This window comes from Arthrobacter sp. 49Tsu3.1M3 (genome assembly GCF_900168135.1).
GTDB lineage: Bacteria > Actinomycetota > Actinomycetes > Actinomycetales > Micrococcaceae > Arthrobacter.
This window is the reverse complement of sequence record NZ_FUZD01000006.1, coordinates 59,290-81,331: the sequence shown is the minus strand read 5'-3', so window position 1 is coordinate 81,331 and position 22,042 is coordinate 59,290. Positions and strand designations below refer to the sequence as shown.

Here is a 22,042-nt window from a genome sequence, read left to right as displayed (position 1 = left end):
GCCCGCGCAGCCTTGTCGCGGCCTAGGAGGACGCCGGAATCAAGCCGTCCGCGCGGTACCGGTCGAACAGCTGGAGGAAGGCGGTTTCCGTGCTGCGGTACCCGGTGAAGCCGGCAAGCCGGCTCTTGCTCATGTCCGTGACCACCTCGAGGTTCCGGCCCAGGTCGCCGTCCGTGTGCCACCAGGAGGCGACCTGCGCGAGGTCGGGTTCGGCCAGCCCATGGCGGGCGGCGATGGCCGACCCCAGTTCCTTACAGATGGATGCCTGAACGGCGAGGGTGAGCCCCATGTTCATCGCGTTCCCGACCGCATGTCCGATCACCGTATGCGCCCGGTGCACGGACCAGCCAAAGCCCTGCTTCGCGGCCGCAGCCCACAACTCATCTTCCTGGGCGTAGTAGAAGTTCGGCGTCGGCAGCCTCGGCTCGCTCTCCCGAAAGGGGGTGTCCGGCATTTCCCCTGCCGCATACGCCTCAAACGGGCCCAGATAGTGCTTCAGCCCGGTCATGAGTGCGACGTGCTTCACGGGCTTGCCGTTGAGGCTGGCGAGGACGTTCCGCAGCATCCCCGCGTTTGTGTCGATGTTCTCTTGTTCGGTCTTCCGCCTGGACCAGGCGGTGTAGAACACATGGGTGGGTGAAACACCTGCCAGGGCCTGGCGCAGGTTCTCCACGGAGGTCAGGTCCGCGCTCACATGGCGCACGCCACGGCGGCGGAGGGGCTTGCGGGAGAGCCCCACCACGTCCCAGCCCTCCTCGGTGAGCCTGTCCACCAGGGCGGATCCGGCAATTCCGCTTGCCCCCACCACCAGGGCGGTCCGGGTCTCGACGGTCTCTGCACTGCTTCGCACGTCATTCCTCCTGGCATCGCTTGTGCTGCGCCGCGCCCATTGCATGTATTGGGTCCCTGCGCGCCGGCCCGCTTGATCGGGACGGATGCTCTCCCAGCCTCTCATGCGGGGGTCCGGGGACTGGCCGGGAGGCCGTCCCGGCAAGCCGGTCGCGGCCGCGCAGTAGGATTCAGGGAGACGCCAAAACTGATACGAAGCTAAGGCGGAACATCCGTGAAATTCGTGCTCCGGTATCCGCTGGTGGCCGGGACCCTCGTCGTGCTGCTGGCGGTGCTGGTCTTGCTGTTCTCCGGGCAGGAAAGCATAGCCCGGGCCGTTGCGAGCGTCTATGCCCTGGCCGTGGCGGCCTACCTCGCCGTCGGGATGGCGCGCCGCCTCGCAGGCGGGCAGTTCGGCATCGACATCCTGGCCGTCACCGCAATCGTCAGCACCGTGCTGGTGGGCGAATACATCGCCTCGATGATCGTCGTACTCATGCTCGCAGGCGGTACTGCCCTGGAGGACTACGCCGCCGGCCGGGCCAAGGGCGAACTCACCGCATTGCTCGAACGCGTCCCGCAGACGGCCCACCGGGAGCGCAACGGCTCCGCCGCCGGAACCCGCACAGCCGGAAACCACACAGCCGGAACCCCAACGGAGAGCCAGCACGAGGACGTGGCGGCCGCCGACGTCGAGGTCGGGGACATCCTGCTGGTCAGGCCCGGCGAGGTGGTCCCGCTGGACGGCGTCCTGCTCTCCGAGTCCGGCTCCTTCGATGAGTCCTCGCTCACCGGGGAGAGCCTGCCGGTGGAGCGGTCCGCCGGGGACGGCCTCATGAGCGGTTCGCTGAACGGTGAGGCCGCGGTCCGGATGCGGGTCACGGCGCGCATGGAGGATTCGCAGTACAGCCGGATCGTCGCCCTCGTGCAGGAGGCGGCGGACAGCAAGGCGCCCATGGTCCGGCTCGCTGACCGCTATGCCGTGCCGTTCACGGCCCTCGCGTACGTGCTCGGCGCCGTGGGCTGGATCATCAGCGGCAGCCCGGAACGCTTCGCCGAAGTCCTCGTGGTGGCCACGCCGTGCCCCCTGCTGATCGCAGCGCCGGTGGCGTTCCTCGGCGGCATGAGCCGCGCCGCGCACTCCGGCGTCATCGTTAAGTACGCCGGGGTGCTGGAACAGCTGAGCCGGATCAAGACGGCCGCCTTCGACAAGACCGGAACCCTCACGTACGGCCGCCCGTCCCTGCTGCGTATCCGGACCGCCGGGCCCCTCGCAGAGGACGAGGTCCTGCAGTTGGCGGCGTCCGCGGAACAGTATTCCTCGCATGTCCTGGCCGCCTCGGTGATGGAGGCCGCAAGGAACCGGGCCCTGCCCTTCGCGGCCGCCACCGAGGCCACCGAATTCGCCACTCACGGGGTCCGCGCCAGGTTCGACGGCCAGGACGTGGTGGTGGGCAAGCCCGCGTTCGTCGCAGAGTGGGCGTCCGGCGTGGTGGAGGCTGGGCTGGCCAGCGGCGAGCTCGCCGTCTACGTCGGTGCCGGCGGAAAATTCGTGGGCGCCCTGGTGATGAGCGATCCCATCCGCAAAGAGACCCGCCGCACCCTCGCCGACCTCAATGCCCTGGGCGTACGCCGAACGGTCATGCTGACCGGTGATGCGCTCGCCACGGCCCGGCACATCGCGGACGAGGCAGGGCTCACCGACGTCCGCGCCGAGTGCCTGCCGCGGGACAAGGTCGAGGCCATCAGGTCGCTGCCGGACCGTCCGGTCATGATGGTCGGCGACGGCGTCAACGATGCCCCCGTCCTGGCGGTCGCCGACGTCGGAATCGCCATGGGCGCCCGCGGCTCGACGGCGGCCGGCGAGTCTGCCGACGTCGTGATCATCCTCGATGACCTCTCCAAGGTGGGGACCGCCGTCCGGATCGGCCAACGCACCGTGCAGGTGGCACTGCAGAGCATCTGGATCGGCATCGGCCTGAGCGTGGCCCTCATGCTGGCCGCGGCCGCGGGCTACGTGCCGGCCATTGCCGGCGCGCTGTCCCAGGAACTGGTGGACCTCGCCACCATCCTCAATGCCCTGCGTTCACTCGGACCCGGCCGCCAGGCCGGCCCGGTCCCCCAGTGTCCGGTAGTGGGCGCGGATGGATTCGGCGATGTCGCCGGGGAATTCGCTGGACAGGAACAGGTCCCGGATGGCCTCGCCGGTGGCCCGCAGCGTGGCGTCCCCGGACCGGAAGTCGGCAATGCGCGATCTCATGGCGGCGTCGATCCCGTTGGCCGCGACGAACGAGCGGTACGCGGCGGCCGTGGTGGCGAACCCGTCAGGGACCCGTATCCCCTCGCTTTGGAGGGTCCGGATGAGCTCGCCGAGCGAGGCGTTCTTCCCGCCGACCCGCGGGACGTCAGCCATGCCGATCTCGTCAAACCACATCACGGGCGATTCAGCCATGTCAGCACTCCTGCGCATTCTCGGTGGACCCATACTGCGCGGGGCCGGCGTCCCGGGGTCAGGGGCTTTGGACCCGCGGCCGCCGCCGGCTACCGTGCCGGCTACCCCGGGCCGCCGCCGTCGAAATCGCCGGAAGGCTGCGGGATCGCCGGAACTATACGGCGATGTCGCGCGCATCCGGCGAACTCGAGGGTGCGGGCGGCGTCGCGTGCGTCAGTCTTCGGCGGCGCTGATCCCGAACTCGCTCTTAAGCCGCACGCGGGCGCCGCGCTCAACCAGTGTGGGTATGTAGGTCCTGATCCGGCCTGCGTTCAGGGCATCGAATTCCTCGCCGACAATCCCGGCGATGTGCCTGCGCGGTACGTGCGGAAACCTGGCAGCCAGACGCTCGACAACCTGATCAATGCTGGGTTCTTTCGCATCGTCCGTCACTTCTTCAGTGTGGAGCGACCCGGTCCCGGCGTCAATGAATCTTCAGCCGGCAGGCGGCAGCAGGTGGCCCAGGCTCCGCAGGTACGTGCCAAAGCCGTGGGGCGCCCGGGCGTGGGTCCGGCCGGAGGTCATGACCCTGATGCTGTCCGTTGCGGTGACCGTAAAGGCGCGGCTGCGGAGGCCGTGCACCAGGGTCCGGTCTTCTTCGGACGTGACCCGGGCGAACCCTCCGGCGGCAAGATAGGCGGAAGCCCGGACCCCGAAATTCGCGCCATAGATATGGGGGTGGTCCTCGCGGAGGGGGTGGCGTTCGTGCCAGCGCCGGAGCAGTTCAGGGTCCATCCCGGCGGGGTCGGGTTCCACGGAACCCAGCACGGCGTCGGCGCCGGCCTCGGCGAACTCGAGCTGGCGCACCAGCCAGTTCTCCGGCACCCGGGAATCGGCGTCGGTGTTTGCCAGCCAGGTCCGGCCGGCCCAGGGCGGCGGCGTCCAGCGCTGGCCGGGCGGCCGCCGCCGGGTCACGCCGATGCCGGAGGCCCGGACGCCAGCGGCCCGGCTGGCGCCGGCGCTGCGGTAACTGACCTCCAGTGCGCTGAAACGCGGGTCCGAGGCTGCGAAGCCGGCCATGACGGCGGCGGAACCGTCCGTGCAGCTGTCCAGCACCACCGTCACCCGGGTGTCGACGTCGGACCGGACCCTGCGCAGGGCGTCCGCGGACCGCTGAACGGCCTCCAACGCCCATTCCAAGTGGTCTTCTTCGTTGTTTGCGGGCATGACGACGGCGACCCGGTCGATGCGGTGCCCGCGCGGCAGCGGCAACGCCGTCATCGTGGTCACCGCATCCGTTCCGGGCCGCCCGGGCCAGGTGCGGCGCCCGGTACAGCGTCCGGGGCAAGGAACACCTCGAGCACAAAGTCGCGCTCCTGGTAGGTCCCGCCGCCGGCCCAGCCCAGGTGCCGCCGGGCCGCGGCGTGGACCGCGTCGCCGTCGAGTTCCCAGCCGGAAATGGGGTGCCGCCAGTGGCACAGCGCGAGGGTCCCGCCCGGCATGAGCGAGCCGTGAATACGGTCGAACAGTCCGGCGAGCTCTGCCGGTGAGAGGTAGTAGCCCACCTCTGAAACCACGATCAGGTCGAACGATCCGTCCGGCCACTCGTTTGGGACGGTCAGGTGTCGCGTCGCCGCCGCGGGCAGGTGCGCGAGCCGCCTGGCGGCACGGTCCAGGGCGGTGCCGCTGGCATCGACGGCGAGGAAGCTTCCGCACCGGGGCGCGAGTTCCACGCTCAGGGTCCCGATGGAGCAGCCGATCTCCAACCCGGACGTGTAGCTGCTGCCGGGCAGCGCGGCGAGCGTGAGGGTACGTTTGCGCTGCTCGTACCAGCTCGAGGCGTACTGCCAGGGGTCCTCCTCCCGGGCGTGGACGGCATCGAACACGCGCTCCGCGTCGCCCGCGGCGAAGGGCCGCGGGGGCCCGCCATCCGCCGGGCCGTTGCCCGGGCCGCCGGCCGGGGCGACCGCGGGGTGCCAGGCAAACGTCTCCCAGGTCCGCTCAAAGTGTGCCAGGAAGGCCGGGGGCAGGAGCACCTCGTCGCCCGGCAGCCCGGAGAGCGGGCGCACCTGCGACACATGTGCCGCCATCGCGGCGGCTTTGGCCTCCAGCTCTGCCGGGCGCAGCGGCAGCCGGAACCAGCCGCTCCATGCGCCGCCGGCCGGGTCGCCGCCGGCGTCCGGCGCGCCTGGCGCCGCCCACAGCCAGTACCAGATGGGGTATTCGAGGAGGGCGTGGCCCGCCGCGGCCCTGAGCCCGGCGGCAACGGATCCGAGGACGTCGTGGTCGGTGTGTCCATCGGAGCGGTAGGGCGCGACGAGAACCACCTCGTCGGCGGCGCGCCCGCACACGGCCGTCGCCTCGCGGACTGCCGCCCGGACGGCCGCCCGGATCTCTTCCCGGTGCGCGGCGAGTTTACCGTCCGGCAGGCCCAGGCACTGCCACGCCACGTCCCCGGCCCCGGCCCCGCTCCCGTTCCCGGAGAGGCGTTTCAGGGCGTCGCCGAACTCCTGCAGCCGGACCGCGGTGAGCTGTTCCGGCGTCGTCGTTGGCGAGCCGGGGTGGGATCCTTCCCCCGCGGTGCACAGCAGCACGCGGACCGTGGCGCCGACGGCGTGCAGCCGGGCCAGCAGTCCGCCGGCCCCGAGCGATTCGTCGTCCGGGTGCGCGGCCAGGACAATGAAGGCCCGGCCGGCGAGTGCCGCGTCATCCAGCGGCAGGTCCGGCAGCCCGGCGGCGGGGCTGCCGGCCCAGGCGGCCTCGGGCGTCCCGGCGTCGTTGTGGGTGAAAGTCACCATGGGTTGCTTTCGGCCAGTGCCAGGGCACCCAGCTGCGCGTCGTCGCGCATCGCGTGGTGCTGGCGGATGTACAGGGCGAGGTCGGCCATCCGTTTTCCGTAGCGCTCATCAAAGGCGAGCGGTGCCGGACCGAGATTTTGGCTCACGAGCGTCTGGACGCGTTCGACGGCGGCGGCCACGCTGCCGCGCACGCGCAGGGCTTCCTGCCACGCACCGCGGTCCGAGAGTTCGCCGGCGTCGATCCTCGCGGCCGTGCCGGCCAGGTAGGCGGTGAGGGCGGCCAGCGTTCGGTCAATCTCGCCGAGGTGGGCCAGGGCAATCTGGTCCGGTTCCCGTCCGCCGTCGGCGGCGTGCCGCAGGGAGTCGGCGAAGCTGCGCGCCACGGCGACGGCGCCGCCGAGCCAGCAGGCGGCAACTCCCATGCCGCCCCACGCGAAACCCGGGCGCTGGTAATACCAGCCGGGGCCGCCGAGGGGCACGGCGGGAACGGTCTCGAAGTGGACTGTGCCGCTGGGAATCTCGCGCAGCCCCCGGCTGGTCCACGCCGGATTCGCGAAGCCCACACCGTGCGCGTGGAGGTCGACGGCGAAGGCGGCCCGGCCTCCGGTCTCCAGATGGGCCGTCAGCACGGCATGGTCCAGTTGGGCGGCGAGCGAGCACCAGGGCTTGGATCCCTGCAGGATCCAGCCGTCTGCGGATTCCTTGGCTTCAAGCCGCAGTCCGGGCGCCTCGGCGGCGAACACTCCCCAGGTCCCCTCGAAGTCGGCATTGTCAGGATCCGGGCAGTCCCGGCCGTGCCGCGCCGCGTCGTCGCCGGCCTGGGCCAGGATCGCCACGGCGTCCAGGTGTGGTTCCAGCGCGCGTCCGGCGGCGACATCGACGGCGGTCACGGAGGCCAGAATCTCCCACAGGAACGCGGTCCGGCCGTCCCCGGGTTTGGGCGCCGCCGCCGCGGCCGCCTTGGCCAGCTCCAGCAGCGCCGGGACATCGCCGACGGCGTCCTGCGCCCCGGACAGCAGGGGGCCGATCGTCTCGAGGTCTGCGGCCGCGGAGCTGATCCTGACAGGGAGGGGCTGGTGGGAGGTGGGGATCCCGTTCATTTCGACTGCCTGTGTTCCTTCGGGCTGGGCGGATTCGGGGTGGGCGGATTCGGGCTGGGCGGATCGGGCTGGGCCCGGCCACGGGGCTGAAGTCCTGCGCGTCCGCGGCCGCGCCGCCATCGCTGGCGCCGTCGACAAGTAATCTAAGCATACTTAGCACTTGGGGGTGGCCGGGCGCTTCACGGGTCGGCTGCCACCGGCGCCTTCGCCCAGGCGGACACTCTCTGGCACCTAGCGGACGATCGCGAGGGCGAAGCCGTCCCAGCCTTTCGAACCCACGGTCTGGATCACGGTGCCGTCGAGCCGCGGGTCATCGCCCATCATCTGGAGCGTGCTGATGATTCCGGGGGCGTTGACCGGGTCCATCGACGCGTCCAGCACCGCGCCCTCCCACACGACGTTGTCCACCACGATGGTGGTGCCGGGCCGGCCAAGCCGGATGGCCCAGTCCAGGTAGTGCGGGTTGTTTTCCTTGTCGGCATCGATGAACACGAAATCGAAGGGCGGCCCGGCTTCGCTTTCCAGCTCGGGCAGGGTGTCCAGCGCCGCGCCGACCCGGATGTCCACCTTGTGGCCCAGCCCGGCGTCGTCAACGTTGGTGCGCGCGACGCGGGCATGCAGGGGGAGGTATTCGCAGGTGACCAGCCGGCCGTCGTCGGGCAGTCCCTGTGCCATCCAGATGGTGCTGAAGCCGGCCAGCGTGCCGATCTCGAGGACGCGGCGGGCACCGGAGAGCTGGACCAACAGTTTCAGGAGTTTGCCGGCGTTGGGGGCCACTTCGATGGGCGGCATACCTGCCTCAAGCGCGCTGGTCACGGCACGCTTGAGTGAACGGTCCGGGCGGACCACCGCGTCGGAGAGGAAGTTCTCGACGGCGACCCAGCCGGGGGCGGATTGATGCTCGATCATGCCCCCAGTGTTCCAGCCGCCCGCGCCCGGCGGTACCCCTCCGGGTGAGCCTTTCCCGCCCGGGTTTCGGCGTGCGGTCCGGCCTAGATTCCGGGCGGGGCAGGAATTTGCGGGCCGGTCCCGCCGGCGCCCTGCCCGTCGATGGCGTTTTCCAGCCGTTCCACCTTGCCGGTCAGCTCGCCGCTGTAGCCCGGCCGGATGTCCGCCTTGAGGACCAGCGAGACGCGCGAACCGTAGGCGCCCACAGCGTCCGTGGCCCGCTTGACGACGTCCATCACCTGGTCCCAGTCCCCCTCGATCTCGGTGAACATGGAACTCGTCCGGTTGGGCAGGCCCGACTCCCGGACGATCCGCACCGCCGCCGCGACGGCGTCGTGGACCGACGCGTCGCCGGGCGCTTGCCCGTTTGCGGGGTCACCGGAGGGTGCTACGGAGAATGCGACCAGCATGTGGTGGATCCCTTCACTCAGTCAGGACACCGGGGCGAAAACTTCCGGGCTGTCCGGCACCAGTCTTTCACGGGATCCAAGCCCGGCAGCGGCCGGGGGCACCTCCGCCACCGTCACATAAGTCACTACCCGCCGGTAACAGGTTCGCGCACCCTTCGCATTGCTACCCTAGGCAAATGAACCGGGCAGTAGACCGCAGGCCGCTCCGCGCAGATGCAGCGCGCAACGTGGACAAAATCATCGCCGCGGCCCGCCAGTGCTTCCGCGAGCACGGCCCCGAAGTGCCGCTGCAGACCATTGCCGTCACCGCCGGGGTGGGTCCCGCCACCCTTTTCCGGAATTTCGCCGACAAGGAAGAGCTGGTGCTCGCTGCCCTAAACCAACAGCTCCGGCTGCAGGTGGATCCGGCCATCGATGAGGCCCTGGCCGATCCTGACGCCGCTGCAGGGCTCTTTCGGGTCATCGATGCCACGATGCGCGTCGCCAGCGAGGAGGCCAACTTGCTGGGAGCTGTCGCGGGGCGGCGCGGGCTGCTGACCGGGATCACGGGCGGCCTCATTGAATCCATCGCCGTGCTGCTGGGCCGCGGCCAGGGGCAGGGCACCCTGCGCAGCGATATTTCCATGACGGACATGATCCGCCTGCTGGCCATGCTGATCGGCGTCGTGGACACCATGGAGCCGGGCTCCGACGCGTGGCGGCGGCCCGTGGCGTTGGTTGAGGACGCCATCCGGACGGAGCGGCCGGACCGGGCGCTGCCGCCGCAGGCCCCGCTGACGGGCACCGCGTTCGACGCCGTTCTCGGCTAGCACCCAAATGATCTAGCCAAGGGATGGGAAACAGCTGCCGGGACTCCGGTCTAGGCGCGCCGGATCCTGCAGTGCCCCGACAGCCCGGTGTCCGGCGCTAGTCTTCGGCCGGCTTTTCCTTGGCTTCGAGAAGGTGCTGCTGAAGCTTCTCTTCGGCTTCCCGACGGCGGCGGGACATTTCGCGCATTTCCCGGGTGGACTCGGCCCCGCCGGAAACATACGTCTCGTGCTGCTTGGAGCGCTGATCCTTGCGCGGCTCCGCGGCCTGCGGCTCCTGCTGCTCCGCGGCCTGCTCGTCGGCAGCCTCCCGGTCGGCAGCCGGAAGCTCGCCGTCGTGTTCAGTCATGTTCGAATGCTCCCATGCGATCCCGGCACCAAATAGGGACTAAAGACCGTTCCGGCCGCCCACAGCCGGTTGGCGGCCCCGCGGCCAGGCGCAGTCCGGCGTCCTACGGGCGGGTCAGTCCCAGCCCAGCAGCCGGAGCCCGGCGGCCGCGGCGGCACCGGCGATCACCACCACCAGGAACGGCGCGCGCAACCACAAGGCGATGCCCGCCGCCGCCAGTGCGCCCAGCCGGGCGTCCAGGACGAGCGACTGGCCGGAGGCGACGGCATTGACCGCGGTCAGGGACGCGAGCAGCCCGATTGTCATGGTCCCGGCAATCCTGGACATCCGCGGGTTGCGGAGCAGGCTGGCCGGCACCAGGTAGCCGAGCAGCTTCCAGGCGTAGGCGAGCAGGCACGAGAGCAGCAGCCACATCCAAAGGTTCATGCGTCGTCTCCGGTGCGCTCACCGCGGTAATCACGGGCAGGGTCGTGGTGGTGGTGCACGTGGTCCTCCGCGTACGGATCGACGTCCGGTTCCAGGCCCTCGTCGCTGCGGCCGTGGCTGAACCATCCGATCCCTGCCGCAACCACGGCGGCGACGAGGATCGGCACTCCCGGGGGCACGAACGGCACGGCCAGCACGGTGGCCAGCGCGCAGACCACCGCGATGGCCACAGGTTCCCTGCCTTTCAGCCTGGGCCAGAGCAGGCCCAGGAAGGCCGCCACGGCGGCGCCGTCCAGTCCCCACTGTTTGGGATCCCCGAGAGCCCCGCCGGCCAGTGCGCCGAGGGCGGTGAACAGGTTCCAGAGGACGAAGACGCCGATTCCGGCGGTCCAGAAGCCGCGTTTCTGCTCGTCGGGGTCCGTCTGCCCGGTGCTGGTGGCTGTGGACTCGTCGATGGTCAGCTGGGCGGCGGCAAACTTCCGCCACCCGCGCGGCTGCAGGAGGGCATTGATCTGCATGCCGTAGATGCCGTTGCGCATGCCCAGCAGCGTCGCGGCGCCCATCGCGGCGACGCCGGACCCGCCTCCGGCCACCACGCCGATGAAGGCGAACTGCGAGCCGCCGCTGAACAGCAGCAGGCTCAAGGCCATGGTCTGCCAGAAATCCAGGCCGGAGGTTACGGACAGCGCGCCGAAGGAGACGCCGTAGAGGCCGGTGGCGATGCTGATCGACAAACCGATCCGCACCGCCGGTGACTGCAGGATTTTCACGGGCGCCGGTTCCGCCGCGTCAGAGTCCAGGCCCATGCGATGAGGGGTGCCTGGAGCGGGAGCCGCAGGGTGTGCACGCGTCGCCGGCGCGGCGAGCCCTCCGGCCCGTAGGCCTTGCGCAGGGCGTCCACGTGGCCGGCGAGGAAGGCGGCGAACAGCGCCGTGACGCAGCCCGCGGCGGCCCTCCGTGTGGCCGGGACCAGGAGCCCGACGGCGGCCGTGGCTTCCAGCAGCCCGCTCACTGCCACCCATTCCTCGCGGGACAGGACGGCCAGGGGCCCGTTCGGCTGCCCGCCGGAGTCGTCCCGGCACAGGAAGTCGGGTACCACCGGGTGGAAAAATTCAGGCTCGCGGAAGTGCTTGGCGGCACTGGTGAGCAGCAGCGCGCTCATCGCTGCCGCGGACAGCGTCTGGAGGTCCGGGACGGGCCGGCGAAATGGCATGCAACAACTCAACCACAGCGGCCACGCCGTCCGTAATCCGCACCGGACGCAGGGGATGTGAAGATGTCAGCCCGGGATTCGTGGAGCGGCCACGCGGCTACCGCGGGGGCCGGCTGTCCGCCATGAGCTGGGAGAGGACCTGGGCCGGCCAGTTGGTGGTGATCTCCTGGATCCCGAGTTTCCGGCACCGTTCGACGTCATCCTCGGTATCGACCGTCCACACCCGGCACCGCAGCCCCGAGGCGATCCAGCGCTGAACGGCCGGGGCGTGCGTGCGGACGTACCCGATGCCGGGGCCGGCAATGCCCGCCCCGGCCGCCGCCAGGATCCGTTCCCCCTCAGCCTGGGCGGCCTTCATCACGTTGGCCAGCGCCCCGCCGGTCAAGGCACCGAGGCCCAGTTCCTCCCGGATGTCCGCCACATTGACGTCATCCACGAGCTGGCAGACGGCCCCGGCCGGTACGGACTCCAGGAGGTGTTTTACGGCGTCGGGGCTAAAGCTCATGAAAGAAACCGTGATGTTGTCCAGCATCGACGTCCGCGGATCCCAGCCCTGGGCCCTCAGGACCTCGAGGGCCCGGTCCTCGAGTCTGAGCTGGAACGGGCTCGGGTGCTTGAACTCGATCGCCAGCCCGATCCCGCGGCCCGCCGCGCGCAGGATGTCGAGCAGGTCCGGCAGGGTCAGGAACTGCCCGGACTTGGCGCCGTAGGCCTCCGGGATCCGGGCTCCCTTCCAGGAGCAGAAGTCCAGTTCCTGGAGTTCCTGCAGCGTCCGGTCGGCCACCTGGCCGGTGCCGTCCGAGGTGCGGTCCAGGGTGGCATCGTGCAGGAGCACCACATGCTGGTCCCGGGTCAGGTGGACATCGCATTCCACGCCGTCGGCGCCGTCGGCGATTGCCTGCAGGTACGCGGCACGGGTGTGCTCGGCGAAGGTTCCGCTGGAGCCGCGGTGGGCATAGACCAAAGGCCGGGCGGCGGCAGGCTCATCAGTCGTCATGGTGCCACGTTAGCGGACCGTCCGTTTCCGTGGCGGGCTAGGCTGGGCTCATGCAGGTGAATACTGAGTCAACTTCCCTGACCGGTGCCGCGGGACGTCCGGGCGGCGCCCGGCCGGACGGTCCCCCCGGACAGCGTTCCGCTGCCTCCAGCGACGTCGAGAAGGCCGCGGCGCTGCGCCGGATGAAGCTCCTGGCCCTCTCGCTGCTGGTCGTCATGGCGGTGATCTTCATCGTCGCGTTCTCCCTGCAGAAGCAGTATCCGGCGCTCGAATACGTCCGCGCCGCGGCCGAGGGCGGCATGGTCGGTGCCCTCGCGGACTGGTTCGCCGTCACGGCCCTGTTCAAGTACCCCATGGGCATCAAGATCCCGCACACCGCGATCATCCCGCGCCGCAAGGACCAGATCGGCGCCTCGCTGGGCGAATTCGTGGAAACCAATTTCCTCTCCGAACAGGTGGTCCAGGAGAAGCTGGCGTCCGCAGACATTGCGCGCAAGGCCGGCGCCTGGCTGTCCAGCCCCGGCGGCCCGGACCGGGTCGCCAAGGAGGGTGCCGCCGTCATCCGCGGCGCGTTCAAGGTCCTTAACGACGACGACGTCCAGGCCGTGATCGAGTCCATGGTCCGCAAGCACCTGCTCACCCCGCCGTGGGGGCCGCCGGTGGGCCGGCTCGCCGAGCGGATCTTCGACGACGGGCACCACCATGCGCTCGTGGACCTGCTGGTGGACCGCACCGTGGACTGGGTGCGGGACAACCAGGAGACGGTCAACCGGCTGGTCACCGACCGGTCCCCGACGTGGGTGCCCTCGTTCGTGGACGGGCTGGTGGGCGACAAGGTGTACGTGGAGATCCTCAAGTTCACCCGGGCCGTGCAGTCCGACCCGCAGCACCAGGTCCGCCTCTCGATCGACAAGTACCTCAAGGAACTCGCGCAGGACCTGCAGCATGATCCGGTCATGATCGCCCGCGCCGAGGGCATCAAGGCCCAGGTGCTCGGCGACCCGGAGGTCCGCGAGCTCGCTTCGCGCACCTGGGACACCATCAAGACAGCCCTGCTCACCGCCGTCGATGACCCGCACAGCGAACTGACCGTCAAGTTCAAGGCGGCCGTGCATGACTTCGGCACCCGGCTGCTGGTCGATCCCGAGCTCGCCGGCAAGGTGAACGCCTGGATCGGCGACGCGGCCGGCTACCTCGTGAAGACCTACCGTTCGGACATCGCGGGGGTCATCACGGACACCGTGGCCCGCTGGGATGCCGAAGAGACATCGCAGAAGATCGAGCTGCAGGTCGGCAGGGACCTGCAGTTCATCCGGATCAACGGCACGGTGGTCGGCGCCCTGGCCGGGCTGGCCATCTTCACGCTGGCCACCCTGCTGTTCGGCTAGCCCTAGGCGAAGCTCTCCAGCTCGACGCCGGCAGCCTCCAGCGCCGCACGGATCGCGGTCGCCGCGGCAACGGAGCCGGGGGTGTCGCCCTGGAGGCACAGCGACTGCGGCTCGATCCGGAGCACGGTGCCGTCGACGGCCTCGATTTCGCCCTTCATGGCGAGCCTGACCGCCCGCTCGGCAACCTGTCCGGCGTCGAGCATCACGGCCCCCGCTTCGGTGCGCGGCACGAGGGTGCCGTCGGGGAAGTAGGCGCGGTCGGCGAAGGCCTCGGAGAAGACGGGGTGCCCGGCTTCCTTGGCGATTTCCAGCAGGGCTGAGCCGGGGAAGCCGAGGACGGGCAGTCCGGGATCGTAGGCCTGGATGGCGGCGATCACGGCGGAGGCCTGCTCGCCGTCGTGCACGGTGCGGTCGTAGAGCGCCCCGTGCAGCTTGACGTAGTCCACCGAGGCGCCCACGGCATGGGCGACGCCGTCGAGCGCCCCGAGCTGGTAGAGGACCGCGCCGAAGAGATCGTCGAAGGTCATGTCCAGCGAGCGCAGGCCGAAGCCGGCCAGGTCCGGGTAGCCGATGTGGGCACCGACGTTGACGTCGAGCTCGTACGCCGCCCGGCACGTGTCCAGCATGGTCACAGGGTCACCGGCGTGCATCCCGCAGGCCACGCTGGCGCTTGTGACCAGCGGAAACATCACGGCGTCGGCGCCCTTGGTCCAGGTCCCGAAGGACTCCCCCAGGTCAGTGTTCAGATCCAAAACGTGCCGCCGTCCTTCGTTGAAGTCTTCGGGGCGCCGCCGCCCTGCGTGCCGCCGCCCGGGGCGCCACCATCCGGCTGGGCGTCCAGGGAAGTCTCGTAGAGCGCGGCCGGGCCGGTAGTGTCCGCCAGGGCCTGCAGTTCGCCCGGAATCGTGTCCGGGAGGGGCCCGAAGGCTTCCTTGGCGTTGGCGACGACGGCGCGGCCCATCACCCGGTTGCCCACGCCGCCGACGACCGCGCCGACGCCGAAGGGCAGTGCACGGCCCAGCAGGGCAGTGCCCTGGGTCTTGAGCAGGGAGCGCAGGAACATCGTCTGGATCTTGGCCCGCACGGTGCCGAAGCCGGCGAGGGGCATGCTCCGGGTGAAGGCCGTGGTCCAGGCCTGGGACGGGCCCCTGCCCCGTCCCGCCGCTTGTCCGCTCAGCGAGCTCAGCAGCTGGGTGCCTTCCTCGCCCAGCATGATCGCCATGACCAGGGTGCTGGCCCTGTCCGGATCCACCATCCGGACTCCGTGCAGTTCAGCAAGGGCCGTGGAGTACAGGGCAGTGGCTTCCAGGAACCCGACGGCCGCGGCGGCCGAAAGACCGAGTGCCGCCGCGGTCCCCACGCCCGGAATCACTGCCGCTCCGCCGACCAGCGCCCCGCCGCCGGTGACGGCCAGCAGGTAGTCGCGCTCCAAGATGGCGGCGAGCTGAGCCGCCGTGGCCTGCGGATGCCTGCGCTGGAGCCTGCGGATATTGGCCAGCACCAGGGGCCGCTGGACTTCAACCGCCCGCAGGAGCACCTTGTGGAGTCCGGGCCGGGGCCGGCCGGCCGCGTCGAACATCGCACTGTGGGCTGTTTGCTGGGCAACCTTCATTGCCGGGTTGCTGCGCTTGGCCATGATCGCCTCTCGTCGGAACCAAAAAAGTAAGTTCACTTAACACTAGGGCACGGCCCGGCAGACGGGGTCGCCGCTGCGCCCCGAAGGGTTCCAGCCCGGCCGCGCGGCTGGCTACTAGACTGGGCCCATGCCCGCCCTGCGAGCCCTCCGCCCGTTCGCGCACCGGGAGTACCGCGTGCTGATCACGGCGCTGGCCATCTCCATCTTCGGTTCCGGGATGTGGGCCGTCGCGATGGTCTACGAGGTGATCCACCTGGGCGGCGGACCGCTGGAGCTTTCGGTTGTGGCCGCGGCGGGCAGCGTCGGGCTGGTGACGTTTCTGCTCGCCGGCGGCATCGCCGCGGACCGCGTGCCCCAGCGGCTCCTGATCATCGCGGTCGAGGGCGCCAACCTCGCCGTCGTAGCCACTGTCAGCGGGCTGGCCGTGGCCGGCCTGCTCGAGCTGTGGCATCTCGCGCTGGGGGCCTTCGTGCTCGGCGTCGGCGCTGCGTTCTTCTTCCCCGCCTACTCCGCCATCCTGCCGCGGATCCTGCCGCCCGAGGACCTGCTGGCGGCCAACGGCCTGGAAGGCACCATGCGGCCGCTGTTGCAGCAGGCGGCCGGTCCGGCCGTTGCGGGCATCCTGGTGGCAGCACTGTCCCCTGCCTACGCCGTTACCGGAGTGGCGGCCTGCCATCTGGTGGCCTTCTCCATCCTGAACCTCCTCCACCGCCAGCCCGCGGCAGGGGTCCCGGACAGCGGCGAGGCTGCCGAGTCTGGCCAGTCGCGGGCCAAGACGTCGCTGCGCCACGACCTCCGCGAGGGCGTCAGCTACACCGTCAGGACGCCCTGGCTGCTGTGGACCCTGATCTGGGCCTGCATTTCGGTGCTGTTTCTGATCGGCCCCATCGAGGTCCTGATCCCGTTCGTGGTCCGGGACCAGCTCGGCGGGGACGCGCGCGTGTTCGGCTTCCTGCTCGCCATCATGGGTGTGGGCGGCGCCGCAGCCTCGCTGGCCACGGCTTCCTTTCCCCTCCCGCGCCGCTACCTCACCGTGATGATGGTGTCCTGGGGGGCGGGAAGCCTGCCGATCGCCGCCGTCGGAATCATGGACAGTTTCTGGGCCGTGGCCGCCGCCCTCTTCATCTTCGGCGCCACCGGCGGCGTGGGCATGGTGATCTGGGGAACCTTGCTCCAGCGCCGGGTGCCGCCGCATCTGCTGGGCCGCGTCTCGAGCCTGGACTTCTTTGTATCCCTGGCCCTCATGCCGGTCTCCATGGCACTCGCCGGGCCGGCCGCCGAGGTGCTGCCGGTGTGGCTGATCTTCCTCGTCGCCGGGACCGTGTGCCCGGCGATGGCCGTCGTCGCGATGGTCGTGGCGCGGATGCCGGCCGATGAACTGGCCCACCCCCTCGCAGGCGGCGAGGAGTCCGCCGACGCCCCGGCCCCTGCCGAATCCTCCGGACCAGGGCGGCCCGGCCCAGAGCAACGCGGGGTCACCTAGAGCCCATGTCCAAGGGGATCATTGGCTGTAAGTGACCCCGCGTTGCTTCGGCTGCGGGTTAGACTGCGGCGCGCACCACCGGGATCGACGACGTCGGAAGGCCGCTGGGGAAGATGGTCGGTTCCGGGGCGGTGACGGGCGCCAGCGGGACCCGGACCGGACCGCCGTCGACCGTGAGCAGTTCCCCGCGCACGTCGACCTCCAGGGGCGCGCCGTCGCGGACGGTCAGGCTGATCGAGTCCTGCTCGAGCCCGACGTGCAGGAGCCTGCCCTGGATCTTCAGGTGGAACTCGAGGCCGTCCCATTCGGCAGGCAGCCGGGGATCGAAGTACGGCACCGCGCCCTGGTCCCGCAGCCCGGCGAAGCCGCTGACCAGCGAGCTCCACACCCCGCCGGTGGAGGCGATGTGGACGCCGTCGATCGTGTTGCCGTGGGTGTCGTCGAGGTCGATGAACAGGGCGTGGGTGAAGTGGTCCAGCGCGGCCTTGCCGTAGCCGACCTCGGCCGCCATGATGCCCTGGACGCAGGCGGACAGCGTGGAGTCGCCCGTGGTGATGGGGTCGTAGAAATCGAAGGCGCGGCGCTTTTCCTCGGCGGTGAAGTCCTGCCACTGCAGGAACATGGCCAGCACGGTGTCGGCCTGCTTAAGGACCTGGTGCCGGTAGATCACCAGCGGGTGGAAGTGCAGCAGGAGCGGGTACTTGGACCGGGGCGTGGTCCAGTCCCACGGTTCCAGCGTCATGAAGTCGTTGTCCTGGGAATGGACCTGGAGGTCCTCGTCGTAGGGCAGCTGCATGCGGTTGGCTGCCTGCTCCCAGAGCTGGCGTTCGGCGTCGTCGATCTCCGGGTGGTCCAGCGCCGCCGCGGCGCGCAGGTTGAAGCGCGCCATGACGTTCGTGTACAGGTTGTCGTTGACGACGGCGGTGTACTCGTCGGGGCCCGTGACGCCGTGGATGTGGAACAGCCCGTCTTTGCCGAAGAAGCCGAGCGAGACCCACATCCGCGCAGTCTCGATCAGCAGATCTGAACCCAGGGTGGCCTGGAACTCGGTGTCCCCGCTGGCCCAGATGTACCGGTTGGTTGCGAAGGCGATCGCGGCGGCGATGTGGAACTGCGCGGTGCCGGCCGCGTAGTAGGCGCTGGCCTCGAGTCCGTTGATGGTGCGCCAGGGGAAGAGGGCGCCGTCGACGCTGAGTTCCTTGGCGCGGATCTTCGCCTCGGGCAGGAGGTCGTGCCGGAATTCCAGGACCTGGCGGGCGTTGCCCGGGTTCGTGTAGGTCAGGTAGGGCAGCAGGTACACCTCCTGGTCCCAGAAGTAGTGGCCGTCGTAGCCGGAGCCGGACACGCCCTTGGCCGGGATGCCGGCCACATCGGCGCAGGCCGTGGCCTGCGCGAGCTGGAAGAGGTTCCAGCGCACGCCCTGCTGGAGCTCGGTCTGGCCCGCCAGGACGATGTCGCCCGTGCTCCAGTAGGCGCGGTAGTGGTCCTCGCTCTCGGCGAAGATCTCGCTGACCGGCTTGAGGCTGGCTTCGGCGCTGTCGGCGAGGTCCTCGGCGGCCTGGCCCACCGCGTAGCTGACGCTCTTCTCCAGCACGAACGGTGCGTCCGCGCTGACGGCGAGCACGTAGCGGACGCTGCTGTCGTCCTGGTCCACCTGGGTGTCGAACGGCTGCACGCCGGCCGAGGTCCAGTGATCCACGGCCATCCCGAGCCGCTGCTTGGATTCCGAGGCTTCCCAGGACAGGCGCAGGGAGCCGTCCCCGCCGTCGAGCCGCAGGGGCAGCAGCACGCGGCCGGCGTGGCGGCCGGCGCGGCGCGGATCATGGGCAGAGTGGTCCTCCACCGGCTGGTCCTGTCGGTTGATGACCGAGGACGTGACGTCCGCGGAGATATCCCGGTCGGCCGCCACTTCGAGGCTGATGCCCAGCGCCCCGCGGGTTGCGTAGCCGACGGCGCGCCGTTCGGTGGTGGTCACGGTCGCACCGGAACGGCACTGCCAGGTGATCCGGCACTCGTAGATGCCCGTGGCGAAATCCACCGAGCGGCGGTAGTCCAGCACAGTGGACTCCTCCAGGCTCAGCGACTCGCCGTCGATGATGACGGTGAAGTTGTTGGCGTCCGGGACGTAGAGGATCCGCTGGCCGGTGCGGGCGAAGCCGTACGCGTTTTCCGCGTGCTTGATGTCCCAGGTCTCATGGAAGCCGTTGATGAAGCTGCCCGGAAGTTCGGCGTCCGCAGCACCCCAGTGCGCGCCGCGGATGCCCAGGTGCCCGTTGCCGAGGCTGAACAGGGTCTCCAGGGTGCCGGCATTGCCGGGGAGGTGAACGGTCTCGACCAGCTGCCAGGGATCGTTGGGGAACCGGGCGCGGTCCGAGGTGATGAGAGCCATGGTTTAGGGGGTTCCTTCGGCGGGAGTGGGCTGTGCGGTGGGGTGAGCGGGCCGTGAGCGGGCCGGGCTAGAGCAGTTCGGCGAGGTCGTTGACCACGACCGTGGCGCCGGCGTCGAGCAGGGTCTGCCGGCCGGCGCCGCGGTCGACGCCGATCACCGAGCAGAAGTCTCCCGCACTGCCGGCCTGGACGCCGGAGACGGCGTCCTCCACCACGACGCACTCCTGGCTTGGCAGGCCCAGGAGCCGCGCGGCGTATTCGTAGGTGGCCGGGCTGGGCTTGCCGGGCAGTCCCTCGGCGACGGCGACGACGCCGTCGACCACCACCGGGAAGTAGTCGGACAGGCCGGCAGCCTTCAGCACGGCAGGGGCGTTGCGGGAAGAGGAGACTACAGCGAGTTTGAGCCCGCGGGCCAGCGCGGCCTCAACCAGCCGGACGGAGCCCTCGTACGGCTGGACTCCGCCGGCCTCGACGATGTCGTTGAAGACCTTGTTCTTGCGGTTGCCGAGTCCGTGGACGGTGTCATGCTCGGGCTCGTCGTTCACCGGACCCTCGGGCAGCACAATCCCGCGGGAGGCCAGGAAGTCCCGGACGCCGTCAAACCGCGGCTTGCCGTCGATGTGGTCGAAATAGTCGCTCTCACGGTACGGCTCAGCACCGGGGACCGAGGCCAGGAAGCCGTCAAAGAGCTGCTTCCAGGCGTGCTCGTGCACCACAGCGGTGGGGGTCAGGACGCCGTCGAGGTCAAAAAGGATGGCGGATGCACCGGAGAGCGCACCGGCGAGGCCGGAAGTGTCGGGAACTACAGTCATGAGTCGAGGTCCTTTCAGACGACGGGCAGGCAAGACGGTTTGGTCAAAGCGATGGTCTATGGCAGGCAGTTCAGGGCTGCTTTGCTGGGGCCGTTCCGGCGTCGGACACCGTCCGGTTCAGCGTCGGCGCGTGCTGGTGCGCTCTACCAATTTGGTGTCCAGCAGATGGTTGTGGTGTCCAGCAGATGGTTCGACGGCGGACTGACAGGCGGCGGATTGGCAAGTCCTGAGCGATGAAGTCTTTCAATCAGCAGGTCGGCCGCGAACGCGCCCTGGTCGGCCAGTGGCTGGGCAATTGTGGTCAGGCCCAGGAACCAACTCATCTGATGATCGTCTATTCCTATGATGGACACGTTTTCCGGCGCTGACAAACCGGGCTCCCGCATGGCCATCAGCGCGCTGCAGGCTGTCTCGTCGCAACCGGCGAAGATCGCGGGCGGTATCCTGGGGGTTTTCACAGGCTCCACCATGGCCAGCCGGCCGCCTTCGATGCCGGAGCCGGCGTCGAGCACGAGGTCCGGAGGAGACGGTGCAGATGGCGAGTCCGGGCAGCGCGGGGCCGCCCTGGATTCTCACGCGCGGGGTGTTGGCCTGCGGCACGGGCTCAGCCCTTTCTTCCCCCGAAGTAGTGGGCCCGGTGTTCATGGCCGAGGTCGATTGTAAGCGCTTACATATTTGGCATGCAAGTGGATGATCCGGGGTTTGGGAGCGGGTTGGGAGCGGGCTGGCGGCCCTGTCTGGGCGGGGGTTGGCGGGACCGGCCGGCGCCCTGGTCAGCGCCTAAGTCACGCAGTACGGGGCGCCATGGCCAGCACCTAGGTCAGCGCAGGACGTAGTGCCGCAGGAATGCGCTGACGTCCACGAGTTCGGCCTTCGAGATCGTGTGGCCCATGCCCGGATAGGTCCGGGCCGTGAGCTGGGTATTCCGGTTCAGCCACGCCTCGGTGTGCTCGGTAGCGGCGTCGTTTATGACGACGTCGCCCTTGTCCCGGCCCCAAAAGAACGGCGGCCGGGCGGTGAACGATTCGCTCATCGCCAGCAGTTCGTTGTCCAGGACGAAACCCGAGAGCCCCACAGCTGCGCGGAATTGTTCCGGCCGGAGCCGCAGGAGGGTGCTGGCCATCGCCATCCCCTGCGAAAATCCGAACAGGCTGACGCTGCTGTGCCGGGCTTTGACCGACTCGATCCAGGCGAAGACCGCGTTCGTGGAGGCGATGACGTCGGCAAAGTCATGGGTGAGGAAATAGTCCAGCAGGAACCAGCCGTAGTGGTCTCCAATGTCCTTGGGTCCACGCAGGGCGGCGCAGCTGAACTCGGGCGGCAGGGAAGCGAACAGCTTGGACATGCGGAATTCGTCCGTACCGTAGCCGTGCAGCATCACCAGCAGCGGGGTTCCGCCGCGTTCGTGTTCGGGTTTTGACCAGATCACCGTCTCCATTGGCTCAGCCTATCCAGCACCGCCACGCGCTCCGCCCGGCACGAGGCGGCGCTGCCCGCGGTTTTCGCGGCGAAATCGGACCACCGCCACCCGGATCAGCGGCGCATCCGTCCGAAATGGGCGCGCCCGGCCGAAAACGGCGCGGAAATTTCCCCGCGGGGCGGAGGGCGCTTCATTGAAACAGCCGGGGCGGGGTTGTAGCGTGACGCTGGACAGCATGCTTACCATCATCAGCCCGGCCCCGGGCATCAAGGAGCACGTTATGAGAATCGGTTCCGCAATCTTCCTCATCGCCATCGGCGCCATCCTCGCCTGGGCCGTCGCCCCGGGGCTGATCCCCAATGTGAACCAGGCCATGATCGGCTACATCCTCATGGCGGTCGGCGTGATTGGACTCATCGCTTCCCTCGTCCTCGCCGGCCCCGGGCGCGGCCGCACGCGCCGGGTCAGCGAAAGCCGCACGGTAGTGGACCCCAACACCGGCGAGACCATCACCCGCAATGAGAGCCGCGACGCAGGCATCTGAGTTTTCCCCGCACCCACTGAGCGGCGCGGAATCCAACGACCCGGAAGCCGGGCCGGACCTCGAGG

General features: G+C 69.7%; 22 protein-coding genes and 1 pseudogene. 5 read left to right on the top strand and 18 right to left on the bottom strand.

From position 1 onward, the window contains the following. Positions 1 to 22 precede the first annotated feature (22 nt). A complete protein-coding gene (locus B5X90_RS09330) occupies positions 23 to 850 on the bottom strand; it encodes an NAD-dependent epimerase/dehydratase family protein (RefSeq protein ID WP_079552245.1) in 828 nt (275 codons plus the stop codon). Positions 851 to 1,063: 213 nt separating this feature from the next. Between B5X90_RS09330 and B5X90_RS09325 the strand changes: the two are divergent. Then, positions 1,064 to 2,932: pseudogene (locus tag B5X90_RS09325) on the top strand (heavy metal translocating P-type ATPase); the annotation flags it as partial. Here B5X90_RS09325 and B5X90_RS09320 read toward each other — a convergent pair. The 6 genes from B5X90_RS09320 to B5X90_RS09290 form a co-directional block, all read right to left on the bottom strand. Next, entirely contained in the window at positions 2,915 to 3,241 is a 327-nt protein-coding gene (locus B5X90_RS09320) for a PEP/pyruvate-binding domain-containing protein (protein WP_256860160.1), read from the bottom strand. The pseudogene B5X90_RS09325 and the gene B5X90_RS09320 overlap by 18 nt on opposite strands. 252 nt (positions 3,242 to 3,493) lie before the next feature. Further along, positions 3,494 to 3,712: a three-helix bundle dimerization domain-containing protein gene (locus tag B5X90_RS21835; RefSeq protein WP_079552243.1), complete on the bottom strand. Its 219-nt coding sequence runs from the start codon at positions 3,710 to 3,712 to the stop codon at positions 3,494 to 3,496. An 833-nt stretch (positions 3,713 to 4,545) separates the two neighbouring features. Further along, positions 4,546 to 6,057, bottom strand: a complete 1,512-nt coding sequence (locus tag B5X90_RS09305; RefSeq protein ID WP_079552240.1) for a bifunctional PIG-L family deacetylase/class I SAM-dependent methyltransferase — start codon at positions 6,055 to 6,057, stop codon at positions 4,546 to 4,548. After that, a complete protein-coding gene (locus tag B5X90_RS09300; protein ID WP_079552238.1) occupies positions 6,051 to 7,157 on the bottom strand; it encodes an acyl-CoA dehydrogenase family protein in 1,107 nt (368 codons plus the stop codon). Before B5X90_RS09300 ends, B5X90_RS09305 begins: the two co-directional genes overlap by 7 nt. Before the next feature lie 231 nt (positions 7,158 to 7,388). After that, positions 7,389 to 8,066: an O-methyltransferase gene (locus tag B5X90_RS09295; RefSeq protein WP_028275270.1), complete on the bottom strand. Its 678-nt coding sequence runs from the start codon at positions 8,064 to 8,066 to the stop codon at positions 7,389 to 7,391. Between the two features lie 83 nt (positions 8,067 to 8,149). Continuing rightward, positions 8,150 to 8,515, bottom strand: coding sequence for a thiamine-binding protein (locus B5X90_RS09290; RefSeq protein ID WP_079552236.1), 366 nt, complete (start codon positions 8,513 to 8,515; stop codon positions 8,150 to 8,152). Positions 8,516 to 8,691: 176 nt separating this feature from the next. Between B5X90_RS09290 and B5X90_RS09285 the strand changes: the two genes are divergently transcribed. Then, on the top strand, positions 8,692 to 9,324 hold the full coding sequence (locus B5X90_RS09285) for a TetR/AcrR family transcriptional regulator (protein ID WP_018774840.1): 633 nt from the start codon (positions 8,692 to 8,694) through the stop codon (positions 9,322 to 9,324). A 97-nt stretch (positions 9,325 to 9,421) separates the two neighbouring features. On the opposite strand, the gene B5X90_RS09280 is transcribed toward B5X90_RS09285, so the two are convergent. The 5 genes from B5X90_RS09280 to B5X90_RS09260 all read right to left on the bottom strand — a co-directional run bounded on the left by B5X90_RS09280 (position 9,422) and on the right by B5X90_RS09260 (position 12,306). Next, complete coding sequence (locus tag B5X90_RS09280; RefSeq protein WP_079552233.1) at positions 9,422 to 9,670, bottom strand: hypothetical protein; 249 nt, start codon at positions 9,668 to 9,670, stop codon at positions 9,422 to 9,424. A gap of 114 nt (positions 9,671 to 9,784) precedes the next feature. Further along, the gene (locus tag B5X90_RS09275) at positions 9,785 to 10,096 is read right to left on the bottom strand and encodes an AzlD domain-containing protein (RefSeq protein WP_079552231.1); all 312 of its coding nucleotides are present in this window, start codon (positions 10,094 to 10,096) and stop codon (positions 9,785 to 9,787) included. After that, a complete protein-coding gene (locus tag B5X90_RS09270; protein ID WP_079552228.1) occupies positions 10,093 to 10,902 on the bottom strand; it encodes an AzlC family ABC transporter permease in 810 nt (269 codons plus the stop codon). The genes B5X90_RS09275 and B5X90_RS09270 overlap by 4 nt, the downstream gene beginning before the upstream one ends. Continuing rightward, complete coding sequence (locus B5X90_RS09265) at positions 10,863 to 11,309, bottom strand: DoxX family protein (protein ID WP_079552226.1); 447 nt, start codon at positions 11,307 to 11,309, stop codon at positions 10,863 to 10,865. The genes B5X90_RS09270 and B5X90_RS09265 overlap by 40 nt, the downstream gene beginning before the upstream one ends. A 97-nt stretch (positions 11,310 to 11,406) precedes the next feature. Beyond that, positions 11,407 to 12,306, bottom strand: a complete 900-nt coding sequence (locus B5X90_RS09260; RefSeq protein ID WP_079552224.1) for a glycerophosphodiester phosphodiesterase — start codon at positions 12,304 to 12,306, stop codon at positions 11,407 to 11,409. A gap of 50 nt (positions 12,307 to 12,356) precedes the next feature. Here B5X90_RS09260 and B5X90_RS09255 point away from each other — a divergent pair, with 50 nt between their 5' ends. Beyond that, a complete protein-coding gene (locus B5X90_RS09255) occupies positions 12,357 to 13,694 on the top strand; it encodes a DUF445 domain-containing protein (RefSeq protein ID WP_143264697.1) in 1,338 nt (445 codons plus the stop codon). 2 nt (positions 13,695 to 13,696) lie between these two features. Here the strand turns inward: B5X90_RS09255 and B5X90_RS09250 are convergent, their stop codons facing one another. Further along, a complete protein-coding gene (locus B5X90_RS09250; protein ID WP_079552222.1) occupies positions 13,697 to 14,446 on the bottom strand; it encodes a LamB/YcsF family protein in 750 nt (249 codons plus the stop codon). Next, positions 14,437 to 15,330: a hypothetical protein gene (locus tag B5X90_RS09245; RefSeq protein WP_079552220.1), complete on the bottom strand. Its 894-nt coding sequence runs from the start codon at positions 15,328 to 15,330 to the stop codon at positions 14,437 to 14,439. Before B5X90_RS09245 ends, B5X90_RS09250 begins: the two co-directional genes overlap by 10 nt. 127 nt (positions 15,331 to 15,457) lie before the next feature. Here B5X90_RS09245 and B5X90_RS09240 point away from each other — a divergent pair, with 127 nt between their 5' ends. After that, positions 15,458 to 16,813, top strand: coding sequence for an MFS transporter (locus tag B5X90_RS09240; RefSeq protein WP_079552218.1), 1,356 nt, complete (start codon positions 15,458 to 15,460; stop codon positions 16,811 to 16,813). A 58-nt stretch (positions 16,814 to 16,871) separates the two neighbouring features. On the opposite strand, the gene B5X90_RS09235 is transcribed toward B5X90_RS09240, so the two are convergent. The 4 genes from B5X90_RS09235 to B5X90_RS09220 form a co-directional block, all read right to left on the bottom strand. Continuing rightward, positions 16,872 to 19,202: a glycoside hydrolase family 65 protein gene (locus B5X90_RS09235; RefSeq protein WP_079552215.1), complete on the bottom strand. Its 2,331-nt coding sequence runs from the start codon at positions 19,200 to 19,202 to the stop codon at positions 16,872 to 16,874. A 67-nt stretch (positions 19,203 to 19,269) separates the two neighbouring features. Further along, on the bottom strand, positions 19,270 to 20,013 hold the full coding sequence (locus tag B5X90_RS09230) for an HAD family hydrolase (RefSeq protein ID WP_079552213.1): 744 nt from the start codon (positions 20,011 to 20,013) through the stop codon (positions 19,270 to 19,272). 143 nt (positions 20,014 to 20,156) lie between these two features. Continuing rightward, positions 20,157 to 20,525 carry a substrate-binding domain-containing protein gene (locus B5X90_RS09225; protein ID WP_256860143.1) on the bottom strand — a complete coding sequence of 123 codons (369 nt, stop codon included), beginning with the start codon at positions 20,523 to 20,525 and terminating at the stop codon, positions 20,157 to 20,159. Positions 20,526 to 20,833: 308 nt separating this feature from the next. Beyond that, positions 20,834 to 21,451 carry an alpha/beta hydrolase gene (locus B5X90_RS09220; RefSeq protein ID WP_079552210.1) on the bottom strand — a complete coding sequence of 206 codons (618 nt, stop codon included), beginning with the start codon at positions 21,449 to 21,451 and terminating at the stop codon, positions 20,834 to 20,836. 262 nt (positions 21,452 to 21,713) lie between these two features. On the opposite strand from B5X90_RS09220, the gene B5X90_RS09215 reads away from it, so the two are divergent. Beyond that, positions 21,714 to 21,977, top strand: a complete 264-nt coding sequence (locus B5X90_RS09215) for a DUF6458 family protein (RefSeq protein WP_018774860.1) — start codon at positions 21,714 to 21,716, stop codon at positions 21,975 to 21,977. The last annotated feature ends 65 nt before the right edge of the window (positions 21,978 to 22,042 follow it).